This is a genomic window from Huintestinicola sp., assembly GCF_051882455.1.
In the GTDB taxonomy this organism is placed as follows: Bacteria; Bacillota; Clostridia; order Oscillospirales; family Ruminococcaceae; genus Huintestinicola.
In genome coordinates this window covers 19,715-46,018 of record NZ_JBJERV010000001.1, presented here as the reverse complement: position 1 = coordinate 46,018, position 26,304 = coordinate 19,715, and the positions used below count along the sequence as shown (strand labels likewise).

Here is a 26,304-nt window from a genome sequence, read left to right as displayed (position 1 = left end):
ATGAGTATCATTCATCGGCAGATGAGATAGGTTTCGGTCATTCCTTTACAGCTGCGCCGCCGAGAGATGTCACGAGCATCTTCTGGGTAAGGATAAAGAAGATGATAAACGGTATCGCGATAAGTATCGAGCCTGCGCAGAAGTCGGTAAATTCATTTTTCTTGTCGGATACAAATGCATAAAGTCCGAGAGCAAGGGTCATTTTTTCGTTGGAGCGAAGTATCAGCTTTGAGAAGATAAATTCCATCCAGGGACCTGTAAAGCTTGTGATACCGAGGAATGTGATTATGGGCTTTGCCTGGGGAAGGATTATCCTGAAAAATGTGGTGGCGTTGCTTGCGCCGTCAATTCGCGCTGCCTCGTCAAGGCTCTTGGGGATGGAATCCATATAGCTTTTTACAAGCCAGGTGTTGTAGGGGATATTTCCTGCAAGGTAAATGAGTATCATGCCCCAGAGAGTATCCAGTCCGCCTATTCTCATAAGGATAACATAGATGGAAACCATTCCGATGAATGAGGGGAATATCTGAAGGATAAGCAGAGCCATCATCATATGCTTTTTGAAAGCAAATCTGAAGCGGGAGAATATGTACGCCGCAAGAGAGCAGACGATAACGGTCGAAACGGAAGTGCCTGCGGCAATGATAATGGTGTTTCTGAACCAGAGCAGATAATTTGTCTGAGTGAAAAGCTTGGTGAAGTGGTCGGAGGTCACACCGTTTCCGAAAGGAATTATACTCAGTGCAGATACCGAATTTCCGGGAGTGAAGGCTGCGCTTACGGTGTAAACAAGAGGATAGAGGACAAGCAGGGAAACAAGTATAAGGAATACACAGATAAATCCCTGGGCAAGCCGCCTGCTTGCTTTATAAGAAGCGTTTGCTTTATCGTAAAATTTTTTCTCTGTATTGTTGGTTCCCATTACATTTCACCGTCCTTGAAGGATTTTGTATTCTTGAAGTTCCAGATCGCAAACGGAGCAAGCACCACGAAGATACATACCGCAAGCACCGCCGCATAGTTGTATTTCTGCATATTGATGGTCAGGTTGTATATCCAGGTAACAATAATATCCGTACCCTTTGCATAGGTAACTGTGGAATCTGCGACCTTGGGATTTCCGCCTGTAAGGAAGAAGATAGCGCCGAAATTGTTGATGTTATGAGTAAAGGACATGATTATAAGGGGTGCTGTCTGATATACTATATTGGGCAGGGTGATATGGAAGAAGGTCTGGAAGGAATTTGCGCCGTCTATCTTTGCAGCCTCAAAAATATCGGGATTTATGGAGGTCATAGTTCCCATTGTGAGCAGCATAAAGTAGGGGAAGCCTGCCCACAGATTTATAAGGATACAGGTAAACTTTGCAAATGAGGGGTCGGAGAGCCAGGGAATTACCGTACCGCTGTCCATAAGTCCCAGAGCAATGAGCGTTCTGTTTATTGTACCGAAGCTGCCGTTCAAGAGATTTTGCCATACGAGCATTGTTACAACTGTGGGAACTGCATAGGGAAGAATACAGATAGAGCGGAACACGGGAGTTATCTTGAGCTTTGATTCATTGAGAATGACCGCCATGACCATGCCGCCCACATAGCAGGTAAGGGTCGCAAAGAATGCCCATACCAGCGTCCATAATGCAACTCGTCCGAATGCTCCTGTCCATGTTGCGTCGCCGCCGAAAAGCGCCTTGAAGTTTTCAAGTCCCACCCAGTTGATGGTGTTGTTTGGAGCAATATGGTCGGGGGAGGAATAATCCGTAAATGCCACTGCCGCGGAGAACAGCAGAGGTACAACTACAAGGAACAGAACAAGGATCATCATGGGGATAAGTCCCACAACAGGAAAAGCATTGTCACCGAGATTTCCTATAACATTCCTGTTGGATTCAAATCTGCCGTTTATGCAGTAGCTTTTGTATTCCTTGAGTGCGCTTTTTACCGATATTATGTATATGAGTACAAACACAAAAAGCAAGGCAATAACTATAAAGCCGTCTATCATCATAAACAGTGAATTATCTCTCTGCTTGATGGGCAGCTCGGGATGAGGATCGCCGAGAGTAATGAGATTTTTTATTGCTGTGACGATCTTAGGGCTCAGTATCAGGGTCGCGATCTCTATCAGCGCAAAAAACGCCCCCTTAACATACTGTTTCAGCCAGATAATGTGTGACAGCCCCATAAAGAGGATACTTGTAATAAGCACTTTCTTTTTTGAAGAACCGTCACGCGCTACCAATTCCTTTGCCATGATATTGACCTCTCTTTCTTGAATATTATATTTAAATTTTGATAGATCGCCTGAGCCGCAATGCAGCATTTACGGCTCTTCATTAAGGAGAAAAATTTGAAAGCTATTTTATAATGTGGAACGCTTGATGGATATCTCGTAGCTCAGGAAGCCGCCGCCATGAAAATCTCTGTCGTTTATAAGTGACAGAACGGTATGTGCAGCTGCCTCTCCAAGCTCGAAGGGGTCAGCGTTTACCGATGTGATGGGAGGAGTGTAGGTCTGAAGGATAGGGCTGTTATAAAAGCTTGCTATCTTTATTTCGTCGGGAATGGATATCTGCTTTTCTTTAAGTGCGGCGAGAGCTCTTACGCATATATAGTCATCGCCGCAGAGAATACAGTCGCAGCCTTTGTTGATTATTTCTGCCACAGCAAGCTCAATAGCTCTCCGTCCGGCAAGATCATCATATATAAGCGTATTATCAAAGGCTTTGCCGAGCTTGGCATATGCGTTAACAAAGCCGTTGTATCGGCTCACATTAACATTGTGGCTTTTGCTGCCCAGAAGAAGCGCTGTCCTATTGCAGCCGCCGGACACCAGATATGTGGTAAGCTCTGAGCAGGCGGATTCGTGGTCGATATCTATCTGCACAACAGAGTCATCTGCGGTGGAGCCGATAAGTACAAAGGGAATGTCGTTTTCTTTCAGCAGCTTTACCGCGGGGTCGCCTGTTACGGAACGGGTGAGTATCACGCCGTCTACCTTACGGTTGCGTATTATCCTGTCAAGCTGCGACGCGTCGTCAGCCGCCGCCATAGCAACTATAACATCATAATCCATTGAAGAAACCGTTTCGCATATCCCCGTAAGGCAGTTCTGGAAGAACGGTATCTCGCCCAGATCCTTCTCATAGGGCAGCACCACGCCGATATTGAAGGTCTTGGATTGTGCAAGGCCTCTGGCAATGACGTTGGGCTGATAATTCATCTGTGCAGCGCACTGCATCACCTTTTGTCTGGTTTCCTCGCTTATCCTTCCTTTTCCCGAAAGGACTCTGGAAACGGTGGATTTTGATACTCCCAGTGCCTTTGCCACATCGTCCAGCGAGGCTTTGGAAGTGTTTTTTTCATTTGAAAAGCTCATAAGTTATTTGCTCCGTAATATTTTGATTTGTATAAAGATCCGGATCGCGGCTTGCGCAACCGATTGCTTTCGTTAAGACTATGATATCATACATATTATTTGTTGTCAATAAATAAAGTTAATAAATAAATGCAAAAATTATTGTGAATATTGCACATTAAAGTGATTTTGCATATTATGGTACTCAATTTGCGCGTTGCGCATTAAAATTTGGCAAATACGCAATGTATGTAATTATTGCACAATTATTTTTGACAAACATCGTTATATTTGTGATATTGACAAATCAATGATAATGTGTTATTCTTGTTTTAGGGCAAACGATTGCGCAAAGTAATGCACCGACAGAATAAATAATGCGCAGTCGTACAGTCGGACAAAATCAAAGTATATTTTACTTGGAGGTATCATTATGAAAAAACGTATACTCGCATCAGTTCTCGCATTATCAAGCGCAGCTATGATGTTCGCAGGCTGCGGCAGCCAGACAGACAGCAGCACAGACACCGCAGCAAACACCGGAGCAGACGCTCCCGCAGCTTCCTCCGGTGAGCCTGTAACTCTCAAGGTATGGGAATCCGTTGACGGACCCGACAAGTGGATACAGCAGGCAGGCGAAAAATTCACCGAGCAGAACCCCAACATCAAGATCGAATTTGTAAACGTTGAGCTTGGCGATTCCACAAGCGCCATCGCGCTTGACGGCCCCGCAGGCACAGGCCCCGACCTCTTCGCCGCTCCTCACGATAAGCTGGGCGAGCTCGTTGTAGGGGGACACATTCTTCCTACTGCTGATGCTGACAGTGTAAAGGGTCAGGTCCTCGGTTCCTGCTCAAGCGCTCTCACATATGACGGCACAATGTACGGTTATCCCACATCTGCCGAGACATACGCTCTCTTCTACAACAGAGCTCTTATTTCCGACGATGAGGTCCCCAAGAACTGGGACGACCTTTATACATGGGGTCAGTCCTTCAGAGAAGCAAATCCCGACAAGTATCCCATCGTTATGGACGTTACATCGATATACTACACCATTCTCTTCACAACAGGCAACGGCAACCGTCTTTTCGGCGCAAGCGGAGCAGATACATCTTCCTCTTATCTGAATACCGATGACGCTGTAAACGGCATGAAGATGTTCCAGAAGCTTCACGATATCATTCCCGTTGCTTCTGCTGACCTGGGTACAGATACTGCAGACGGCGCATTCAAGGCGGGCACAGCTGCTATGCACATCACAGGTCCCTGGAACGTTGCTTCCTTCACAGAGGCAGGCATTGACTTCGGCGTAACCACCATTCCTTCTCTTACAAATGGCGGCGACCCTGCTGCTTCCTTCTCGGGCACAAGAGGAATGTTCGTTTCTGCATATTCCGATCACCCCGAAGAGGCTGCTCAGTTTGCACAGTTCCTTATCACCGATGAAATGCAGCAGCTCAGATATGAGATCACAGGCGCTCTTCCCTCTACCAATATCGCAGTTGACAGCGAGGCAGCTCTCGGATTTATCGCACAGCTCGACTATGCATTCCCCATGCCCTCTGTTCCTCAGATGACAGCATTCTGGGAGTCCTCAGGAAGTGCGTCCTGCAACATCTGGGACGGCGCAGACGTTAAGACAGAGCTTGACGCTCTCGACTCCGCTATCACAGCAAACAACTGATCTCGGTAATTCCCAATAAGTCCAAATGCACTGTTCATAGTATTGATTATGAACAGTGCATTTGTCATAATTCCCGGAACAGGAGGATATATTTTGAAAAAAATATTAGCATTTATTTGTTCGGCGGCAATGCTTCTGAGTGCCTGCGGAACAATAACATCGTCCGCTCCCCTTGAGTTCAAGACCGACAGCGACAATTCGTGGATAACAGGAAGCGAGCCTGTAAGCTCATCAATTTACGTGGACAAGATTGACGGTCTCAGCACCGATTTTATCCGTGCCGTTGATATTTCTTCGGTCCTTTCGGAGGAAAAAAGCGGAGTTGTTTATAAGGGCTTTGACGGCAGCGAGCAGGATATTTTCAAAACTCTCAAGCAGAGCGGTATAAACTATGTCCGTGTAAGGGTATGGAACGACCCCTTTGACGCAGCGGGAAACAGCTATGGCGGCGGCGGAAATGACGTTTCAGCCGCGGCTGAGATAGGAAAGCGTGCTGCCGAGAACGGCATTAAGACCATTGTAGATTTCCATTATTCCGATTTCTGGGCAGACCCCTCAAAGCAGATGGTGCCAAAGGCATGGGCAGATATGGATATTGATACAAAATCCGACGCGCTTTACAGCTTCACCAAAGAGAGCCTTGAAAGCATCATCAAGGCAGGCGCAGATGTGGGCATGGTGCAGATAGGCAATGAAACAACGGGGGCTATGTGCGGCGAGACAAACTGGATAAAGATAACGGGGCTTATGAACGCAGGAGCAAAGGCAGTCCGTGAAACAGACCCCAATATACTTATTGCCGTTCATTTTACCAATCCCGAAAAGCCCGATAATTACGAGCAGTATGCGAAGATACTTGCAAATTATAATGTTGACTACGATGTGTTTGCAAGCTCATATTATTCATACTGGCACGGCACTCTCGATAATCTTACTGCCATACTTAAAAAGATATCCGAGGAATACGATAAGTATGTTATGGTTGCCGAAATGTCCTATGCATACACCTCCGAGGACGGCGATGATTTCGCAAATACCATCGGGGACGGCGGTACATACGAAAAGCATTATCAGTTCACCGTGCAGGGTCAGGCTGACGGTATCAGCGATGTAATACAGGCAGTTCACAACGCAGGTGAAAAGGGTATCGGAGTATGCTACTGGGAGCCTGCCTGGATCCCTGTTCCGGGAGAAAATTATGACGACCGCTTTAAGCTCTGGGAGCAGTTCGGCTCAGGCTGGGCGTCAAGCTATGCCGGAGAATATGACCCGGGTGACGCAGGCGTTTATTACGGCGGCTCAAGCTGGGATAATCAGGCGCTGTTTGCCAAGGACGGCACTCCCCTTGAATCCCTTAAAACCTTCGGATATGTTTACACGGGCACCGTTACCGACATAAGGATCGACGCAATATCCGACTGTATGACCATAATACGTCTGGGTGATGATATCATTCTCCCCGAGACTGCCGACGCCATTTACAACAACGGCGAGAGAAAGCAGGTAAAGGTGGAATGGGAAAGCTATGATGAAAGCCTTATGCAGAGCTGCGGTGCAAACGACTATACGGTAAACGGCACAGCCGACGGTATGCCCGTCAAGTGTACCGTTTCCATGGTGGAGCCCAATTATATCGAGAATTACAGCTTTGAAAACAAGGACTATTCTATGTGGAATGTCATTAACGTAAATGATGTCACCACCGAGCTTGATTTCCAGGAAAAATCCACCGATGCAAAAACGGGAAATATCTCCTTCCATTTCTATTCCGAAAACAAGGTGGATTTTAGGCTTGAACAGACCGTTAAAAATCTCAAGCCGGGCGCATATAATTTCTCGCTGTCACTCCAGGGCGGCGACTGTGCAAATGATACAATGTACATCTATGCAATTGCCGACGGCAAGGAATATACTCAGGAAACAGGCGTTGTAGGCTGGGCAAACTGGCAGTCGCCTTCCATAAAAAACATTGCCACGGAAAGCGGCGAGATAACAGTTGGCATTGCAATTTCCTGTGATGCTAAGGGTTGGGGAACAATTGATGATGTTCTGCTGAACCCTGTTGAGAGATAAACGGCTCTGATACTAATACAACTGCAAAAGGTGTGATATCGTCACAGCGGTATCACACCTCAGTCTGTCGAAAAAGGAACGACTATTATATAATATGCACAACTCCATATTAAAATTGCTTTGTCAAAAACGTTCCACCGGAACGTTTTTGAGGGTAAGTGTGTTTGAGCGCTCTACAAGGGGCGCGGTCGTGTTCGCGCCCCTCGGAAATGCTGTCGCATTTCCTCACCCCTGCTCCGTTTTGGAAGGATAAAGGGGATTTCGCCCTCTGCGGAGGGCGACCAAAGGGCGCCGCCCTTTGGAAACCTGCAAGCCTTTGGAAAAGGCTTGAGCGAAACTTTTAGTGTTGTGTTTATTTGTGCAACTTTTTTCATTTATCCGCTTTATCGACATGCTGAGGTGTGATACCGTCACAGCGGTATCACACCTTTTGCTTTATCCGTCTAGGCTCACATTAAGCTGCTCATAAAGCTCCGAAGCCTTTTCATCGGCGGCTGTTTTGAGACAAAAACAAGTAATGATATTATCGTCAATAACAACACGTTCATTTACAGCGACCGCGCCAAACTCTGATTTTTACTGAGCTTGTACGCCTGCACTCATTTCGCACCGTCTTCTCGGGCGCCGTATAAATCGGAAGCGGTCAAAATCTTTTCGGTTTCTGCAATATCCTTTTCGATCAGGCAGCGCATACTGTCCTTGTACTTTGATAGATCGGCACTCTGCAAGCAGGACAATATTCTCGGAATATACTGCGGCTTTGCCTGACCCACCTGCGCAAGAGCTTTAACACATTGTCTGGCAGTAATGGGTTTTTCATCAGTTATATGTGCGAGAAAATCGGATATGATGTCATCAAAACGGTTTTCTTCATCCCATCCCGCATTTGCCGCAAGAATATACAATACTCGATTTCTTACCAATGATTTTGGGTGGTCAAGCAATGAAGCAAAGTCATTGAAATATTCATACCATTCATCTGTTTCTTTGCTTTCTGATATGATCTTATCGGCAAAAGCACAGGCATATTTATCATCTTTGGAAGTCAATTTCGATATAATATTTTCTTTCATCACAGATCACCTTCGCATTTTTATACAATAACAACTTTCTTCAATCATGTATTTGTTGCGGAAAATGAGCGTCATATTCACCGTTCTTGTGACAGCTTGATATTTTATTTTGCAAGCTCATTTGCCCTGTTTACTATCTCCCGTGAAAAGCCCAGCTGTGACATAAGCAGGATAGCATTTTTAGATGATGCGGCACCCTTTTTCAGCTTGTAATCAAAGCAGACATTTCCGTCAATGACCTTTTCCGAAAAGTGAAAGTTGTCATAACCGTTGTCCTTTTCCGTAAGCTCAATATCATGAGTTGCCGCAATGCAGAGGCTGGGCGAGCTGTGCATATATTCGAGGACACTTTCGGAGGCGGCAATTCTTTCGGTTGTGTTGGTTCCCTTGAGTATCTCGTCAATGAAGCATATACAAGGCTCAGCCTTGCCCTTTTCGGTCACGCGCCGCATTGACTTCAGCTCAGCCATAAAATAACTGTCGCCATCGCTTATATTGTCATTCACTGCCATTGATGTGATTATCTTGCACGGTTTAAGCGAAAAGCTTTCAGCTGTACATATGCCTATTGCCTGTGCAAATATCGCATTGAGTGCCAACGCTTTGATAAATGAGGATTTTCCCGAGGCATTTGCACCGGTAAGAAGTATGTCATTGCAAATGTCCGCATCATTGGAAACAGGGTCAGCTATAAGCGGATGTACCATACCCACTGTATGAAGCTCATTTTTCTCCGTAAACTCGGGGTAACACCATACGGAAAGATTTTCACGGTAATTCAGCACAGCGCAGGCACTGTCAATAATTCCCACAGCCTTGTAAATGTATTCCACATCGCTCAGATGCTCCGAAATAAGCCTCCTTGCCTTGCAATACGCATGGACCTCGGACTGAACGCAGGCTTTGAAAATATCGGCAATTATTTCAAAAGCATCACCCATACCGAACGAAGGCATCTGCCCGATGTTCCTTTTCAAAGGGGAAAGCCTTCTGCAAACCTCTCTCATTTCGGGAAAAACAGCCGATATTTTTTCAATTCCCGATAAGCTTTCCGCTGTCTCTATCTGCATAGCAATATATTTTGCAGCTCCCATACAGGTAAACAGCTTTTTCCGTGCTGTGTAAAATTTTATCAGGTTGAGCGTTGCCGCACATACAAACAAAATCGATGATACAGCAGACAGCGGTAAGATACTCAATGCGGCAGAAATGAGCGCTATTATTAAAAATATGATCGTGGATAAAGGGTACAGAATATACTTCGTCCTTTCCTTGAATTCATCAAGGGGCTTTCCGCATACAATATCCGCAGCGCCGTTATAGTTTATGATACTGAGATCATACAGCTCTGTGCAGACATCAAGACGCGTCTTAGGGTCATCGGACATAATACTGCACAGCTCATTTATCTTTTCCCGTGCATCGGCGTCACAGAAATGCAGCTGACTGTATAGATATTCTTCTCCCACAGAGGTCATACAGGTATCTATTTTGCCGAACACCTTGTCAAAGTCAAGGTCCTTCATCGTAATATCATCAACATATTCTTCGCAGCTTTGCAGCTTTGCCTTATAATATGAAGAGACGCTGTCCTTTTCGGGTATCCTTCCGTCAGCCGCTGAGCCGATAAGCGCCTTTGCAGCTTTTCTGTCGAGATTTTTTTCACGAGCCTTCATAAATGTTATGACTGCCGCCGAAAGTATAATTATGACAATAACATAAATGATAATCATGAGTTCATCAGGCATTTTATCACGCTCCGTATGGTTTACTGTCAATATTATACCATACACAGCGCAGATGTCAAATTAAAACAGGATTAAAATTATGCCCGGGCAAAAACAAGCCGATCTATAAATCTCCCGCCGCACTGCAAATGCACGAGGAAAGGCATAAATATTTATAGTACAATAATTATATTAAGTAAAGATTGACAGTTTATTTTTATAATGTTATAATTGTAAATAAGGCAGGTGGAAATATGCGGCAGTGTCTTAGAAGCTGTCTCAGACTTCTCAGAAATGGTGCAGAGGTCATTGCTGTGACACGCTTTCCTTATGATGCAATGGCAAGATATGCTTATTGATATTGCATACAAGCGACTGAAAGGCGGATATAAGCTGACAGGCAAAAGCCGCACACGATACGAGGAATATTTAAGGCTCCATATCCGCAGGGCTGCTCGGTATGCGAAAAAGCAGGACAACATGGAAATGCTTCGTTTTTTAGGAGAGCTGTTTCCTGATATGCATATAAATGAGCCTTGATCTTATTGTCCGATTTTTTACACAGATAATATGCTATAATCATCTTAACGGATATGAATATTGAAATTTTGGGAGGAATAAAAATGGCTTCTGCAAATATCATAACGGAAGAGCTTATCCGCTCGCTTGCTCCCAATGCGGCGGCGGTGTCAAACGGAAAGAAAATATCTTCTTCGGGAGATTTCAAAGCACTTTCAAAGACCGAGGACGAAACGCTTATCTTCGGCGAATGTATGGGCAGCGGAAAAAATCCCTACCATACCTCTGCGGATTTTTCGGGGGAGTCTCCCGTATTTCGCTGTTCCTGTCCCAGCAGGCAGTTTCCCTGCAAGCACAGCCTTGCGTTAATGTACGAATGGCTGGCAAAAAAGACATTTACAGTATCGGAAATACCGGACGATATTGCACAAAAGCGTGAAAGAGCCGCAAAGCGGGCTGAAAAGGCAGCTATGCCTGCAGAGGAGAAAAAAGCTCCCAAACAGAACAAGGCTGCTGCTGAAAAGAAGCTGAAAAAACAGGCAGAGGGTCTGGAGCTTGCGGAGCAGTTCGTCTCCGATATGTTTACAAGGGGCATATCTTCTGTGAGCAGAACGTCTGCGGTGCAGTACAAGACCCTTGCAAAGCAGCTTGGCGACTATTATCTTCCCGAGCCTCAGGCAATAATGAATGAGATCGTTTCTGCTGCGGAAAAGCTTTCAGCTGCCCCCGATGACGCAGAAACAGACAGGCTTACGGCTCTTTGCGTCAAGCTTTCCTCGACCATAAAAAAGAGCAAGGCATACATAAAGTCAAAGCTTGAGAGCGGAGAAGTTCTTCCCGAGGACAGCATACTTTACGAGGCAATGGGCAATGTCTGGAAGCTTTCTCAGCTCAAGGAGATCGGTCTGTACAAGGAAAATGCGGCTATTCTCCAGCTCTCCTTTACCGTGCTTCACGATGATATGCACAAGGCGGATATTGATACGGCATACTGGGCGGATATTGAAACGGGCGAAATATCAAAGACCGAAAATATCCGTCCGCTGAAAGCACAGAAATATATCAAATCTGAGGACAGCGTTTTCGGAATGCATTTTATAAAGGAGCTTTACCGTTATCCCGGCGGAATGAACAGACGCATCAGATGGGAAGCCGCCGAAATAACCGATGCTGCGCCCGAAACATATCCGCTTATAATAAGCAAAGCAGAGGGCAGCATTTCCGAGGCTGTGAAGAAGGCAAAGAATGAGCTGAAAAACACGCTTTCCGACCAAAGCGTTGCTATGCTTATAAGGTTTGACAGCATTGAATTTGCGGTATCCGACGGACACCCTGTAATGAAGCTGGGCGATGAAACCATTGCACTCAGAGCAAATGAGAATTATCCCGATACTGCCGATGTGCTGAAGGTCACAGGCAATGAATATCTCAGAAACGGCGCACTGCTTGGCGAGCTTTTCTACATTCCCGAAGAAAAGAGAATTTATATATGCCCCATTTCCATCGTAACCGAAAAGGGAATTATGAGGCTTTGCTGATATGGATATTACGAAATTCTATGAGCTTAGGAAAAGGCTTTACTCCGCTGCCGCTTCGGGTACGGCAACTGTTTCGGAGGATTTCCGTCTGAAAAGAGCTGTACAGGAGTTCGGTGCAGAAATGGCTTCAAGCAAGCCTATGATGAAGCTATATGCTCTTTGCGGGGAACTTTTCACAGCGGCAAATCCGGCGGACAAGCTTGCCGAATGTATTGCTCTTGCAGACGCGCTGGCGGTGGTGCAGGGAGGATTTTCGGACAGCTCCGAAACGGCAGAAAGTACAGTCGAGGTTTACGAGACAAACGGCTCACAGTTTACATACTCGGAAATAAATTCGGCTGTTTCGCAGCTGTCGGCGCTCAACTGGCAGCTTTTTTATGACGGTGATACGAAAAAAGAGCTTTTCATGGATACCCGTGTTCTTGCGGCATTTTTAAAAATACTTGACAGGGCCGAGCTTCACCCCATATCCTTTATATTTTCCGAAAACTACGGCAAAAGGCTTGTTCCGATACTGAAAAACAATTTTACCCGCTTTTCGGATAAGGCAAAGGTCAACAGCATAAGGCTTATAGGAAAAATTGCAGGAGCGGAGGAAAATGAGCTTTATGTATCTCTTGCGGCTGATGAAAATCAGAGTACAGAAGTGCGTGCGGAAGCTGTTCTTGCAATGAGATACTCCTCTGAAAATGCCGAACGGCTGACAGAAATTTACCGTACCGAAAAGGGGAAAATAAGATCTGCCGCGCTTACGGCTCTGGGCAGATCTGATATCCCCGAAACGGCGGAGATATGGGAAAAGCTTCTTGAAAACGACAAGAAAAGCGATTTGAAATATCTTTCGGCGTCCTGCTCTCACATAATTACTGAATATGTCCGAAAGGAGATTTTCGGCGCTATTGACGATTTCAGAAACAGCAGCGACCATGATCGGAGCGTAAGACTGTTCAGACTCTGTGATATGCTGAGATTTACATATGACTGTGAGGATATTCTGATTACCCTTGTCAATCAGGACCTGATGGTAAATAATATCAGGGAGCTGCTTATTGAAAATATCCGTGAATACCCCTATGACGAGAGGTATAAGCAGCTTATTGAGAAGGTATGTGCGGAGGCACCGCAGATCATCCCCGCATGGTATCTTATGAACCTTATTTATTCTGACAGCAGCTTTATTGAAAACAATAGGGAACTGTATAAAAAATATTATTATCACATTTCGTTGGTAGTCAAGGAGATACGTTTCTGCGGAGCTGTGGGAAAATACATCATGCCCTTCAGCTATCTTTATCCGAGGGGCGGAAACCGGGTCGCTGTTCCCGAAGAGAACGTGAAATGCCTTGTGAAGCTCCTTTCCGATACGGAGGAGCTTGATGGATTTATTGATACCGACAAAGCCTGCCGCAATCCTATCGAAAGGATAAAGCTTGTGAAGCAGTTTGGCGGAGAAGCCGCTCTTCATAGGGCTCATCTAAATATTATGAGAATATCCAACGACTGCTGTTTGGCACTTGAAAATCTTGATAAATCGGCAGCTGCGGCGCTTTCATTGAAAACTGCTGCATATTGCCCGGGAATGGAATCGGTGGGAGTGCTTTATCGGAACAATATACTTAACTCCGAAAATGCCGAGGAACTGTTTTCAAGATATATGCTTTTTGTGGCAAAGCATTACACCATAAAGAAGACCGAATATAACTCATGCTTTAGTAATGCAAGACAGATACTGGGGTTTATCCCTATGACGGACGAGGGGAAGCTTTCGGAGCTTATTTCACTAAAAAAGAAGCTCCGGCTGCCAATGCTTGCGGCGGACACAGCTATGCTTGAGGAGTCAAGAAAATTCACAGATGAGCTTATTTTACAATTTCAAAATAAAACTAAGGGGGCTTTGAAATGAACACTATTCCTTTTTATGAGCTTAGAACAAGACTTTATGCCTCTGCTGCATCGGGCTGCGGTGCAGTAAATGAGGATTTCAGATTAAGGCGTGCCATTGAAGCCTTTGAGCCGCTTGCGCAGGCAAACAAGGCATTTATGAAGCTTTATTCGGACTGCGCAAAGCTGTTCACATCGGATCATCCTGCGGACGTGCTTTCCGACTGCATTGCTCTTGCGGACGCGCTGGCTGTTACGCAGGGCAGCTTCGGAGACTCTTCCGAAACACAGCCGTCTGAAATAAACGCGGAAATGAAAATCATTCCTGTGACCTATTCCGCTCTTTCCGAGCTTTGCGAAAAGATAGAAAAATGCAGTCCCAAGCTTCAGGAGCTTACCGAAAGTGAGATAAGGCTCGTTTCCGACGGAAGAGTTCTTTCGGCATTTATCAGAGCGACGGAAAATGGAAATGTCTATCTTGACAGCTTTGCCGAAAATGTTATCAATATATACGGTGAAGCTATGGTGCCAATGCTCAGAAATACCGTTGACCTTACAGATGAAAAGGCTTCGGGAAAAACAGTAGATTATATTTATATGGCTGCGGGAGCAAAGGAAAATGATTATTATATTTCTCTTGCAAAAAATCCGGAAGCTCCGCAGAATATAAGAATTTCTGCGATCAAAGCCATGTCCCATGATACCGCAAATTCCGATATTCTTCTTGAGCTTTATAACACCGAAAAGGGCAAGGTGAAAAATGCCGCTCTTATGGCTGTGCTGGAGCTTGACCCGCCCGAGGCTGAGGAAATACTCTCAAAGCTTATTGAAAAGTCAAACGGAAATTATGATAAATATGCGGATCATGTACGCATATCGCCCTCACAAACTGCCGAGGAGCTCGTAAGAGCGAAGATGAATGAAACGGCACAGGTCCCTTGCGATAAGGATATTTTATTGTCGGCATTGTCCATAGAAAGAACTGTTTCGCTTTTCAAAAACAAAAGCGGCATTGCCGACTGCTATCTTGAAGCGGTGGATATCATTAAAAAGTGGGGCGCAGGAGAGCAGCTGACTGAAAATTATTATGCTTCTCTTAATGATACTCTGATAAAAAATCTGCAAAATAAGGACAACGATAAATTCCGCTGTCTGATATCCGAGCTTTATAAGAAAAGCCCCAATGAATTTGTTCCCGCATATTTCTTTATGAAGCTTATATATGACCCCGATGATGCTGTTTCCGTTCTTTCGGGCAGCCTTGAAAAGCTGCATTATACCGTAACAAGTCTTCTTGCCGACATCAGATATTCTTCCGCTCATAAAGCATATTTTACGGAGTATCGCTGCGGTCCTGCCGAAAACGGCAGCGAGCCTGCGGGCAAGGCTTTTCTGTTTGAAAGCTTTCCCGACAGCCTGCTTGGAGTTATGTGCAGTCTGTCCGATATAAATGAAAAATTCTATGAACATATCTGTTCCTCGCTGTTGGGATTTATCGAGGGCTGTGCGCCTTATGACAGGGAACGCATTGTTTCCGCTGTACTTGACGCTGCTTTTGATATGGCAAATAAATGCCCCTCTTACTACTGTGTTGACCTTATTGCAAAGTACTGCCCCGAAAGTATGGCTGACAGGTGCAGAGGTATTGCTTCGGAATATATTTACAGTACCCTAATTACAAAGCGAGCTTCCACCTCTTGTTCAATAATAAATCGGCTGCCTCTGTCCTATTCCGACAAGATAGACGAGCTTACAGAGCTTTTAAACCGTGTTGCGGCGGCAAAGGGCAATTTTAATGAAAACACTCGTAACGATCTTATGAAAAATATCAAAAGCTGGATAGAATTTATTATGAAAGGATAAAACGCTATGTCAGATATTTTAAGACTTCCCGCAGAGGAGCTTTACAAAACCGAGCTTGAAGCCCTTATTGCAAACGAGAAAAATCCCGTTCCCACTGGCTGGAGAATGTCGCCCAAGTCTGTGCTTACATACATCATGGGCGGCAAGTCGGGAAATACAGTCATTACGCCAAAATACATGGGCGACAGGCGCATTGCCGAGATATGCATTGCCACCCTTGTAACAGACCGTGCGCTGCTTCTGATAGGAGAGCCGGGAACCGCAAAATCATGGCTTTCCGAGCATCTCACCGCCGCCATAAACGGCAATTCGTCCCGAGTGATACAGGGCACCGCGGGCACCACCGAGGAGCAGATACGCTACAGCTGGAATTATGCAATGCTCCTTGCAAAGGGTCCCTCTCATGAGGCGCTTGTAAAAAGTCCCGTTTATAACGCAATGGAAACGGGAACCATTGCCCGAATCGAGGAAATTTCCCGCTGCGCCTCCGAGGTGCAGGACGCACTTATTTCCATACTTTCCGAAAAGCGCATTTCCGTTCCCGAGCTTAATGAAGAGGTTGCCGCAAAGAAGGGATTTTCCATTATTGCAACCGCAAATACAAGGGACAAGGGCGTAAATGAGATGTCCTCCGCTTTAAAAAGACGTTTCAATATCGTTGTACTCCCCGCACCCGCAAATATCGAAACGGAAATTGAAATAGTTACGACCCGAGTAGCACAGCTTGCGGACAGCTTCGGGCTTAATGCAAAGCTTCCCGACAGAACTGCCGTTGAAAGAGTCGTTACCATTTTCCGTGAACTCAGAAGCGGACAGACCCTTGACGGACAGGTCAAGCTCAAGACCACATCGGGAGTGTTGTCCTCCGCAGAAGCCATTTCCCTGCTCATAAACAGCATGGCTCTCGCAGGCAGCTTCGGAAATGGCGTTATAACCGATTACGACCTTGCAGGGGCACTTCAGGGTGCGGTCGTAAAGGACGATAACAAGGACAAGGCTGTCTGGACGGAATATCTTGAGAATGTAATGCGTAAAAGAAGCGGCTGTTCAAAGCTTTATGCCGAATGTAAGGAGAGAAATTCATAATGGCTGCGTATTTCGGAGTGCGTCATCTTTCACCCGCCTGCGCTTTTTATGTCAGAGAATTTCTTGACAGAAACGACCCGGAAATCGTTCTGATAGAAGGGCCCTCCGACCTGAGTCACCTTATTGGACCGCTTTGCAGCCATGAAGCGGTAATGCCTGCGGCTATCCTTGCATATACCGAGGACGCACCCGTTAAGACAGTATTATTTCCCCTTGCGGAGTTTTCACCCGAATATCAGGCTATGAGATGGGCTATAAAAAAGGGCAGACGGGTATGCTTTTGCGATCTGCCCTCAGACTGCCTGCTTGCACATCAGAATGAAGAGCAGAACAAGCAGGAAGAGGAAAAGGCTGAACGGGTTTCCGTTTATACCGAGATGGAAAAGGTTTCGGGAACGGACAATGATTCCTTCTGGGAATACACCTTCGAGCAGTGCGAAAGCTATGAGGATCTTATTGAAGCGGTTTCCGAATACGGAAAAAGTCTGCGTGAATTTTCCGAGAATGACGAGCATAACAGGCTTCGGGAAAGCTATATGAGAAAAGTAATTTCCGAATGTGAAAAGGAAGTCCCGACAGAAAAGATATGCGTAATAACAGGCTCATTTCATACAGCAGGCATAAAGGATATCCCCTTTTCCGATGATGACCGAAGGCTCACGGGGAAGCTTCCCTCCGTCAAGGCAAAGGCTACCTTAATGCCATATTCCTACTACAGATTATCCTCCCGTTCGGGCTATGGCGCAGGAAGCAGGGCGCCTGCATATTTCGAGCTTTTGTGGAACAGCAGACTTAAAGGCACATTAGGCAGCAGCGCGGACAGATATCTTTCCATGATTGCCTCATATCAGCGAGAGAACGGCTATGCCGCATCTACTGCCGAGGTAATTGAAGCAAAACGGCTTGCAGATACTCTTGCGGTTATGCGCGGCGGAAAATATCCCAATATGACCGACCTGCGTGATGCCGCAGTGACTTGTATAGGTCACGGCTCATTCGGAGAAATATCCCTTGCCTGCGCCGATACGGAGATCGGCACAAAAATAGGCTCTCTCCCCGATGGCACTGTATGTACTTCTGTTCAGGAGGATTTTACAAGACAGCTTAAAGAGTTAAAGCTTGAAAAATACAGAAAAGCTGCCGCAGAGGATATAGAGCTTGATCTGCGTGAAAACCTGAGAGTGAAAACGGAAAAGTCTGCATTTCTTGATCTGAACAGGTCGTTCTTCCTGCATAGACTTCGCATTTTAGGCATATGCTTTGCGGAGACTCAGCCAAGAAGTCAGGATAATGCCACATGGGCTGAACGCTGGCGTTTGCAGTGGACTCCCGAGGCGGAAATTGAAATAGTAGAAGCCTCTCTGAAAGGCGATACCGTAAAGCTGGCGGCAGAATATGAGCTGAATTTCAGACTGTATGAAGCGGAAACCGTAAATTCTGCGGCAAATATACTTTCCGATGCCTTTGACGGCGGACTGACCGACTGCATTTCTACGGCAATTTCCGCAATTCAGAAGCAGACTGCGGACTGCTCCTCGGCTGAGGATACGGGAAAAACCATCGGAACTCTGTCCACCATTGTCCGTTTTGGAAGTATCAGAAGGATAGACACAGAACCTATCTATCCGCTGATGGAAAAGCTGTATCTGAGATTTTGCCTGTGTATGCCCTCAGCGGTGGTGTGCGACAGAAACGGGGCAGAGCTGCTTATAACATCAATGGCGGCTGTGAACGATGCCTGCCTTGCCCATGGATTCCTTGATACCGACAGATTTATCACGCTGCTTTCTGATATAGCGGACAATAACTTTTCAAATCCGCTTTTGTCGGGCTATTCGACCGCATTGCTGACAGAGCGGGGAAGGATATCTTCCGAAAAGCTTTCTGAGCTGATAAACAGGCGGCTTTCCGCAGGCACGCCTCCCGGGGAAGCTGCAATGTGGTTTGAAGGACTGGCAAGGCGAAACAGGCGCTCCCTTATCAGCAGACTGTCTGTATGGGAAAAGCTCTGCGATTTTGTTTCAAAGCTTGATGATGACGAATTTAAGCCCGTTCTTGTGACTCTCAGAAGGACATTCTCCGATTTTTCTCCTTCGGAAAGATCCGATATTGCGGAGAATATCGGTGAAGTGCTGGGAATATCAAAGGAAGCTGCGGCGGAATTCGTTACAATGCAGTTGAGTACAGATGAACAGCAGTCTATTGACGAGCTTGACGATTTTGATTTTGGTGATATATGATGGATAATAAGGAAATACTGAAACGCTGGCGGCTCATTCTGGGAGCGGACAGCGAAAAGATGATGGAGCAGATGGGCGGCGCAGCGGCACTTTCGGCGGAGGAAATGCTGATGGACAGCGCTCTGTCGCAGATATACGGGAATGACGGAGGGGTGCTTTCGGGCAGTGCGGGCAGAGGTCCTTCCTCACCGAAGCTTACAAAATGGCTGGGCGATCTGCGCACCCTTTTTTCTCCAATGGAAATAAAGGTGATACAGAATGACGCCATTGAGCGCAAGGGCTTGAAGCAGCTCCTTTTCGAGCCTGAAATGCTGGATTCCATCGAGCCTGATATAAATACAGCCTCGCTCCTTCTTATGCTCAAGGACCAGATACCGCAGAAGTCAAAGGACAATGCCAGGGCATATATCGCAAAAATAGTGGAGGATATAAACCGCCGCCTTTCCGATGATATAAAGCGTTCTGTAACATCTGCCCTCAACAGGAGAAATCATTCTCCCATACCCTCTGCGGCAGCACTTGACTGCAAGCTGACAATCAGGCGCAATCTGAAAAATTATGACCCTGACCTTAATACTATTCTTCCGGAAAAATTTTATTTTTACGAAAGAGCTTCCCGTTCCGCTTCAAGGACTGTTATCATTGATATAGACCAGAGCGGCTCGATGGGCGAATCTGCAATATATTCCTCTGTTGTGGGCTGTATCCTTGCCAGTATGAATTCGCTGAAAACTCATGTAGTTGCATTTGATACCAATGTGACCGACCTTACCGAGCATTGCTCCGACCCTGTGGAGCTTCTTTACGGAATACAGCTGGGCGGCGGTACGGATATTGAAAGATCCGTTGCATACTGCACAGAGCTTATCGAGGAGCCCGAAAAGACCACAATGTTCCTCGTTACCGACCTTTGTGAGGGCGGCAACAGAAACGGACTTATCCGCAGGCTGGAGGAACTGAAGCAATCGGGCGTTAATCTGGTGATACTTCTTGCCATATCAGACAGCGGAAAGCCTATGTATGATGCTGCTCTGGCGGACAAGGCTGCTGCTCTTGACATTCCCTGCTTCGCTTGTCCGCCCGAAAGACTTCCCGAACTGCTGGAGGCGGCACTGAAAAAACATTCGCTCAAGGCTTTTGAGCAGAAAAACCACTGATCCCAAGCGGATCTCCTGCTCAAAAATCTATTCGCAAATAATACCGATCATACTAATCTTTGATCGTTCTATAGACAAAGCCGACAGATGAAATAATTCCAGTCTAGGAAAGCGACCGCAGCAAGGCTTGCCGCCTTGCAAGGGAGCTTGACAACGAATGGGATTATTTCAGCCGAGGATTTGTCTATAGGTTGATTGAAGATTAGTATTAGACAGCATACGCACCTACCGAAAATTCGGCATATACAGGGGCGTAATTGTCCGAAAAACTGCTTGAGACATCGGATACCGCTATCCTCAGTCTGTATTTTCCGATGCGTGAAAGGTCGAAATCTTCGGTCAGATATTCCTTGCTGTCTTCCGTTATTTCCACAAGATCCATAGAATAGCTGCCGCCGACAGAGTTTATCGGTATAGGTTTTTTTCGGACAGAGCTCCATTTTTCGCCGTCAAAGTATTCAATATCGTAATTCTCACCTTCGGCAAACATAAAGTCGGAGGTGATCTTTACATCAATGCTATTGGGGGCTGTGGGGAAGCTGTCGGTTGTGCATACGGCAGAAATATCCAGCTTTTCGCCTGTATGCACCATATCGAATTCCATAAATGCTCCGTACTCCTCATCGGGATCATCCTTTCGGCGGATGGGCTTGACCACACGATATCGTCCCTCGGGCAGCGGAGGATATACCGACAGATCAAGTGAAAAGACCTGCCTTGCCTCATCGAACACATCGGGCATATCGAACCATTTATCTCCGTTTATCTCATACGTTTCGTTTACAGGCAGCACTTCATACCAATTACCGTCATCGGCAAGCTTTTCAAGCAGGCAGTCGAATTTGGTTTCATACTCATTTCTGAGATCCAGAGAATAAAATCCGCCTGAAATAACTCTCGGAACATAAGCCTGATATTTCGGCACTGCTGAATTATATCTCACATAGTCCACAGCTTCCGCAAGAGAATATCCCTCGTCCGTAAAGCGGCTCGGCTCATCGCTCAGCGAAATTGGCGCTGCTGTGCCGTATATGTCTTCTGCGCTCTCGGGAATCTCTTCGGGGAGAAGCCGGAAGCTTCCGAAAATACTGCGGCACATTGCGTCATATTCCTCGGTACGCTCCCTGCCCTTTGCAGTTATTTTTACGGTATAATAATGCTTTCTGCCGTGAATGCACAGCGCATCGGTGCGCTTATCTGCGGCAGCATCATAACGGCTTATTAAGCTGCAGTATTTATTTCCGAATTTTCCGCTGTACTCAGCCGTATCCTCATAGTCTTTCAGAACATTTCTCTCAAATTCTGAATCGGTGCTTATCATCAGCTGCACATCGCCCGTATCCCACATCATTATGCTGTCGCCCACCGTTTTCGGCTCTTCTCCTTCGGGGAGCATAAATGAAATATCGTCCTTAAAGATATATTCGGAATATCCGCTCAGAGCCCTTCGGTCTGTGTACAGAAATTCTGCAATATCGCCGGTGAAGCCTTCAGCTGTCTCCTGCTCAGTCCTGTACTGTCTTACATTGTCAAGCTCATTTTTCTCGGACATAATTATAGTTTTAAGAAGGATATCATAAAGTCCGTCTGCACCTTCGATACTGTCCGCATAGAACCATTCGCTTTCTGCCGAAAAAGACGATCCATAAGCGTCGCGCAGCTCTTCCTCGGTTGCAAGGTTGTTTTTTGCAAGCTTATCAAGCTCGGAATAATTTTCGATGTGGTATTTAACTGCCAGCCTGTCATTATATCTTCCGAAGCTGATCATCATAATTGAGGACATACTGCCCCTTCCGCTGCGAAGAACAAGGTCCGCTACAGGATAACGCTTATAGTAGTCATAAAAGCCTTCCGAATCCTCAATGCTTATTTCTTCCCCTTCGTCCTCCGCATGGGGAACAGGTATGAACTCAGGTTCGGCAGCTGCGATAAGTCTGCACATTTCAGCAAATTCATCACTTTCGGCTGCAACAGAACAGAATTTATATGCTCCCTCAGAGACATAGTAGGATATATACGAATTATTGAACTGTGACGCTGAAAGCATATTTTCAAGATCTTTTCCGAAAAACATATCCCTTTTTTCAGAAGGGATATTTTCCGACAGAACAGAAACATATCCCATCATTCCTTCGGGGTCGCTGACATCGCTGCCCATATAAATAAACGCAGGCTCGCTTTCGTCTCCCGGCATAAAATAAAGCACCTTTTCATTTCCGTCAGCATCGGTCACAATGGTATAAATATTATTTCCGATTTCTTCTTCCGATGCTTCCTCCGCTTCCGTCACGACGGGAGCATTGTCCGTTTCTGTTTCGGCGGGAACATTGTCCGTTTCCTCTGCGACCGCTTCTGTCATACTTTCCGCAGGTGCAGTATTTTCCTTTCCGCAGGCAGACAGCATTACAAGTCCCGATAAAATTACGGGAAAAAGCTTTGTTTTCATTATCATCACCTCTATAAATTTACGAAACCGTACTTCCGTCATCAAGAGTTATTACGCAGTCGGGCAGAGCCTTCTTTATTTCTTTCAGCTCGCCTGAGGACAGATCACAGAAATACACATTCATTTCTTCAAGTCCCGTAAGAGTTTTGAGGGACTCGTAATTTTTGATCTCGGAACAGTTGAAATCAAGATATTTCAGTCCCGTCATACCCTCGATATCCTTTGCGTCAAATTCGGGAGTAACACAGTTATATATCATCAGTTTTTCAAGTGCTCCGCATTTTTTCAGACCCGAAAGGTCGCTGTAGCTGCAAAGCATAATATTCAGGAATTTTAGCTTTTTAAGATCATCAATGCCGCGTGTGTTGATCCTCTCACCCATTATCAGCAGCTGCTCCAGATCTTCCATCTGATAAATTCTGCTCATATCCGCACCGTCTGTAATATCCGCAACAGAGAGATATTTCACGTTTTTCAGATACTGCAGTGAAGGACCGAAGGAGCTGTTCACATACATAAGCGACAATTCCTCAAGTCCTGTCATTTTTGAAAGGAAGGAAAGGTCTTCCTCGTCCATGCTATGAAGCATAAGCTTTTTTACTGACTTCATTTCCGATATTTTTTCAAGGTTCTTTGCTTTATGTGCCATTATCTTCAAATCTTTGATATTATTTAGCCCCGCAAGCGGTGCAAGATCAATGGTATATTCGGAATCAACAGAAAGATCAAGCTTTTTAAGTCCGCTCATATTTTCAATTCCCGCAAGGAAAGGCTCTGTATCGCTGTATCTGTTAACAGTCAGCTCGGAAACATTTTTCAGCTTATATATGCTTTCAAGCACGCCGTCCGAGGGGGTACATTCTATGCACATTTCCTTGACATCAAGCTCTGCCAGAACATCGGCAGGACAGCTTATTCCGCTTATCACAAGCCTGTCCGTTTTCAGTCCCGAAAGCATAGAAATATCATCGCAGCCCGACACATCTATCTGTAACTCTTTCAATCCGTCAAGTCTTGAGAAAGCGGTCATATCGCTTATCTCAATATATGCGGATATAAAAAGCTTCTCAAGACCGGGCAGCTTTTCCGCAAGCTCTGCTGTGTCAAGTTTGATCTTCTCATATCCGTACTCCGCACCATAGTCAAAGATAACAACATCATATTCCTCACTTGCGCCGTTATCGAGGACAGTTGCTCTTAATTCATCATATGCGCTTATGTAAAGGCTTTTTGTGTCGGAAGCTACGGGCATTCCGCCGATATTGACAATATCCTTTCCGCTCAGGGAAATAAACTCCTCCGACATTATTTCACATTCGTCATTGTCCGAATAGCCGTATGCGCTGATGTTCATAACGTCGCCTTCAACATAATAATAGATGACAACATTTTTCTGCACGTCATCATTCTGAAAAAATGCAGTGTTTTCTGTCTTTTTCAGGACATACTCAAAGGCTGTTTTTGCAGCCATGTCATAGTCGGCTTTTTCATCATCAAAGGTTCCGGAAATGCTGAATACACAGCTGTACTCTTCCTGTGATGTCAGGTCAGCTTCGGATATTCCAAAGCTTTCCATTAGCTGATTTTTATAATCTTCATAGCTGCTTACATCGCTGTACTCATAGTCCTTGACATATTCATTGTAATACTCTTCCGAAAGCATTTCGCTCATGTATTCTGCCATATAGACCGTATAATATTCTTCCTCGGTCAGCTTTTTATATGTTCCGTCACTGCAAAGAGCAATAACGTATTCATTTTTATTTTCGTTAAACAGGTCATCGGATACAGTATTCTCCAATTGCACAGACAATTCCGGATTTTCATCAGCTGTTTCGGAAATTTTTTCGGACATTGTGCTTTCGGAAAGCAAACTGTCCGCTGCTTCGCTGACAGACGTATCGGTCACAGGCTGTTCAGCAGCTTCTTCATTCCCCCCGCAGCCGCATAAAAGCATTGTTATGGCAGCAGCTGCGATCATAATATTTTTTATCTTCATACTCATTTCCCTCCAAGCTTATTCCTGCGAAGTGAATTCCCGATAAATATCATAGACCGAAGCCATACCATCATGACCTGCATTTTTTATAAATGTGTCAATGGTCTTGATGGGTCCCCACGGAAATCCCCACCACCCTCCGATAAGAGTAATGAGAAATGTAAGAACAGCAAACTTTTTCGATTTATCATAGGGCATATAGTATGTATACTGTGAACTTGTCATGATCAAGTAAGATATGCACATTCTGTATCTGACAAGCATGGTTTCCTTAGTGTAAATCTGCCCTCTGAACTCGCTGCCATTGCCGTATAATATTTCGTTGGCATTGGCGTTCAGAAATCCCATAAACTCCTTGTTGCGTTTATCGGTGATAATGCTTATCACCGCATATCCGATATACGCGCCGAACAACAGTATAAATGGCCATAAAACAGAAATGCAGAAAATCAGATCCTCCATAATTTTTTACTCCTTTATCATTTTTTATTTTACTTCTATTTCTTTCTCAAAGCTGTCATTTTCTCCGTCATATACGAACTTGACATACTCTTCTCCGTCATTGATATCGAAATACATATCATATTCAGCCGTGCCATCGGGTCTGAGATACAGATCAAAAGGATACTCGTAAAGAGTTACGGGAACGCCATTGACCTTTATTACCTTCTGCACCTTGGGTATGCTGACAAGCGCTTCATCAAAGCCCCAGTCTAAAACGTGCTTGGTTTTACCGTCGGAACGGACAAGCATGAACTTATTCGGCTCGAAGACCTCAGGTTCTCCCGTAAGCGCCGCGACCTTCAAGGACACCTTGATATAATCGCACACATATCCGTCGGGACGCAGCTTCTCCGCCGTAAAGCAATAGGAATTTTTCTCGGTATTAAGCTGATAATCCCCGTCTGACGGAACAAACTGAAACGGCAAAGGCTTGCTTTCGGTTATTTCAAGGGCATTGCTGACAGCTTTTTTTATAGCCGACCTTTTGGTAAGATGCAGTCCTTCTGCGGCGGTGACATTGTTCAGCTCTGTGTAGTCGATATTGTTAACAGAAAAATTCCCAATGTACCCATAGACAATTTCTTCCGCATACTCGATGCAGCCCCTTTCGCCCACAAAATCAATTTCAAAGCTGACGCTTTCTCCGGGTCCAACAGTATAATATTTATCCGAAACTGTAAGTCCCGTATCATTTTCGGTCACAGGGAGCATATCCCATTGGCTGTTATTGTTGCTGCCTCTGATTATCATTTTCTGAGGAATAAAATCAAAGCTTTTCTTTGATAGATTTTCCACCGTAAAGACCGAATGAAGCACATAGTCATCATCTCTGTAATTCGGCAGTGCAAGGGCATGAGGATGGTAAAGCAGCGACTCGGCTCCCGTAAACTCCATCAGCACCGCAATGTTTTTGTCACGGTATTCAAGCTGATTTTCCTTCAGCACAGTTGTGGCTTCTGTCTGTGATGTTTCGGGTGCGGCAGTTTCCGACGGTTCGGTCTCCGCAAAGGTCACAGTCATGCTTTCGGTCATTTCGGTAATGCTTTCCGAAGTGACCGTTTCTGTGAGCTGTTCCGAATTTTCTTTGTATGAGCACCCGCACAGAAATGCAAGCGCTGTGATAATAAGCAATCTTTTTTTCATTGAAAGCACCT

At 45.5% G+C, this 26,304-nt stretch carries 17 protein-coding genes; 8 read left to right on the top strand and 9 right to left on the bottom strand.

The window, feature by feature from the left end:
* Positions 1 to 37 precede the first annotated feature (37 nt).
* The 3 genes from ACI4J0_RS00170 to ACI4J0_RS00160 all read right to left on the bottom strand — a co-directional run bounded on the left by ACI4J0_RS00170 (position 38) and on the right by ACI4J0_RS00160 (position 3,378).
* On the bottom strand, positions 38 to 922 hold the full coding sequence (locus ACI4J0_RS00170) for a sugar ABC transporter permease (RefSeq protein WP_439763792.1): 885 nt from the start codon (positions 920 to 922) through the stop codon (positions 38 to 40).
* On the bottom strand, positions 922 to 2,253 hold the full coding sequence (locus ACI4J0_RS00165; protein ID WP_439763791.1) for a carbohydrate ABC transporter permease: 1,332 nt from the start codon (positions 2,251 to 2,253) through the stop codon (positions 922 to 924). The genes ACI4J0_RS00170 and ACI4J0_RS00165 overlap by 1 nt, the downstream gene beginning before the upstream one ends.
* Positions 2,254 to 2,361: 108 nt before the next feature.
* Positions 2,362 to 3,378: a LacI family DNA-binding transcriptional regulator gene (locus ACI4J0_RS00160; RefSeq protein ID WP_439763790.1), complete on the bottom strand. Its 1,017-nt coding sequence runs from the start codon at positions 3,376 to 3,378 to the stop codon at positions 2,362 to 2,364.
* A gap of 412 nt (positions 3,379 to 3,790) precedes the next feature.
* Here ACI4J0_RS00160 and ACI4J0_RS00155 point away from each other — a divergent pair, with 412 nt between their 5' ends.
* Positions 3,791 to 5,044 (top strand): extracellular solute-binding protein, encoded by a 1,254-nt coding sequence (locus ACI4J0_RS00155; RefSeq protein WP_439763789.1) that lies wholly within the window; start codon positions 3,791 to 3,793, stop codon positions 5,042 to 5,044.
* A gap of 93 nt (positions 5,045 to 5,137) precedes the next feature.
* Positions 5,138 to 7,117: a glycosyl hydrolase 53 family protein gene (locus ACI4J0_RS00150; protein WP_439763788.1), complete on the top strand. Its 1,980-nt coding sequence runs from the start codon at positions 5,138 to 5,140 to the stop codon at positions 7,115 to 7,117.
* A gap of 599 nt (positions 7,118 to 7,716) precedes the next feature.
* On the opposite strand, the gene ACI4J0_RS00145 is transcribed toward ACI4J0_RS00150, so the two are convergent.
* Both ACI4J0_RS00145 and ACI4J0_RS00140 read right to left on the bottom strand, forming a co-directional pair.
* The gene (locus ACI4J0_RS00145) at positions 7,717 to 8,190 is read right to left on the bottom strand and encodes a SufBD protein (RefSeq protein WP_439763787.1); all 474 of its coding nucleotides are present in this window, start codon (positions 8,188 to 8,190) and stop codon (positions 7,717 to 7,719) included.
* Positions 8,191 to 8,294: 104 nt separating this feature from the next.
* Positions 8,295 to 9,938: a MutS-related protein gene (locus tag ACI4J0_RS00140; RefSeq protein WP_439763786.1), complete on the bottom strand. Its 1,644-nt coding sequence runs from the start codon at positions 9,936 to 9,938 to the stop codon at positions 8,295 to 8,297.
* 602 nt (positions 9,939 to 10,540) lie between these two features.
* Between ACI4J0_RS00140 and ACI4J0_RS00135 the strand changes: the two genes are divergently transcribed.
* From ACI4J0_RS00135 to ACI4J0_RS00110, 6 genes are read left to right on the top strand one after another with little or no spacing between them, the layout of a single operon-like run.
* A complete protein-coding gene (locus ACI4J0_RS00135) occupies positions 10,541 to 11,974 on the top strand; it encodes an SWIM zinc finger family protein (protein ID WP_439763785.1) in 1,434 nt (477 codons plus the stop codon).
* A 1-nt stretch (position 11,975) separates the two neighbouring features.
* Positions 11,976 to 13,877 carry a HEAT repeat domain-containing protein gene (locus ACI4J0_RS00130; protein WP_439763784.1) on the top strand — a complete coding sequence of 634 codons (1,902 nt, stop codon included), beginning with the start codon at positions 11,976 to 11,978 and terminating at the stop codon, positions 13,875 to 13,877.
* On the top strand, positions 13,874 to 15,718 hold the full coding sequence (locus ACI4J0_RS00125; RefSeq protein WP_439763783.1) for a hypothetical protein: 1,845 nt from the start codon (positions 13,874 to 13,876) through the stop codon (positions 15,716 to 15,718). The genes ACI4J0_RS00130 and ACI4J0_RS00125 overlap by 4 nt, the downstream gene beginning before the upstream one ends.
* Before the next feature lie 6 nt (positions 15,719 to 15,724).
* Positions 15,725 to 16,804, top strand: a complete 1,080-nt coding sequence (locus ACI4J0_RS00120) for an ATP-binding protein (protein ID WP_439763782.1) — start codon at positions 15,725 to 15,727, stop codon at positions 16,802 to 16,804.
* The gene (locus ACI4J0_RS00115) at positions 16,804 to 19,044 is read left to right on the top strand and encodes a DUF5682 family protein (protein ID WP_439763781.1); all 2,241 of its coding nucleotides are present in this window, start codon (positions 16,804 to 16,806) and stop codon (positions 19,042 to 19,044) included. Before ACI4J0_RS00120 ends, ACI4J0_RS00115 begins: the two co-directional genes overlap by 1 nt.
* Positions 19,041 to 20,201 (top strand): VWA domain-containing protein, encoded by a 1,161-nt coding sequence (locus ACI4J0_RS00110; protein ID WP_439763780.1) that lies wholly within the window; start codon positions 19,041 to 19,043, stop codon positions 20,199 to 20,201. The genes ACI4J0_RS00115 and ACI4J0_RS00110 overlap by 4 nt, the downstream gene beginning before the upstream one ends.
* 208 nt (positions 20,202 to 20,409) lie before the next feature.
* Here the strand turns inward: ACI4J0_RS00110 and ACI4J0_RS00105 are convergent, their stop codons facing one another.
* The 4 genes from ACI4J0_RS00105 to ACI4J0_RS00090 are packed head-to-tail and all read right to left on the bottom strand — an operon-like array spanning position 20,410 to position 26,293.
* A complete protein-coding gene (locus ACI4J0_RS00105; protein ID WP_439763779.1) occupies positions 20,410 to 22,647 on the bottom strand; it encodes a hypothetical protein in 2,238 nt (745 codons plus the stop codon).
* Between the two features lie 19 nt (positions 22,648 to 22,666).
* A complete protein-coding gene (locus tag ACI4J0_RS00100; protein WP_439763778.1) occupies positions 22,667 to 24,646 on the bottom strand; it encodes a leucine-rich repeat domain-containing protein in 1,980 nt (659 codons plus the stop codon).
* A gap of 18 nt (positions 24,647 to 24,664) precedes the next feature.
* On the bottom strand, positions 24,665 to 25,108 hold the full coding sequence (locus tag ACI4J0_RS00095; protein ID WP_439763777.1) for a hypothetical protein: 444 nt from the start codon (positions 25,106 to 25,108) through the stop codon (positions 24,665 to 24,667).
* Between the two features lie 24 nt (positions 25,109 to 25,132).
* Positions 25,133 to 26,293, bottom strand: a complete 1,161-nt coding sequence (locus ACI4J0_RS00090) for a hypothetical protein (RefSeq protein ID WP_439763776.1) — start codon at positions 26,291 to 26,293, stop codon at positions 25,133 to 25,135.
* Positions 26,294 to 26,304 lie beyond the last annotated feature (11 nt).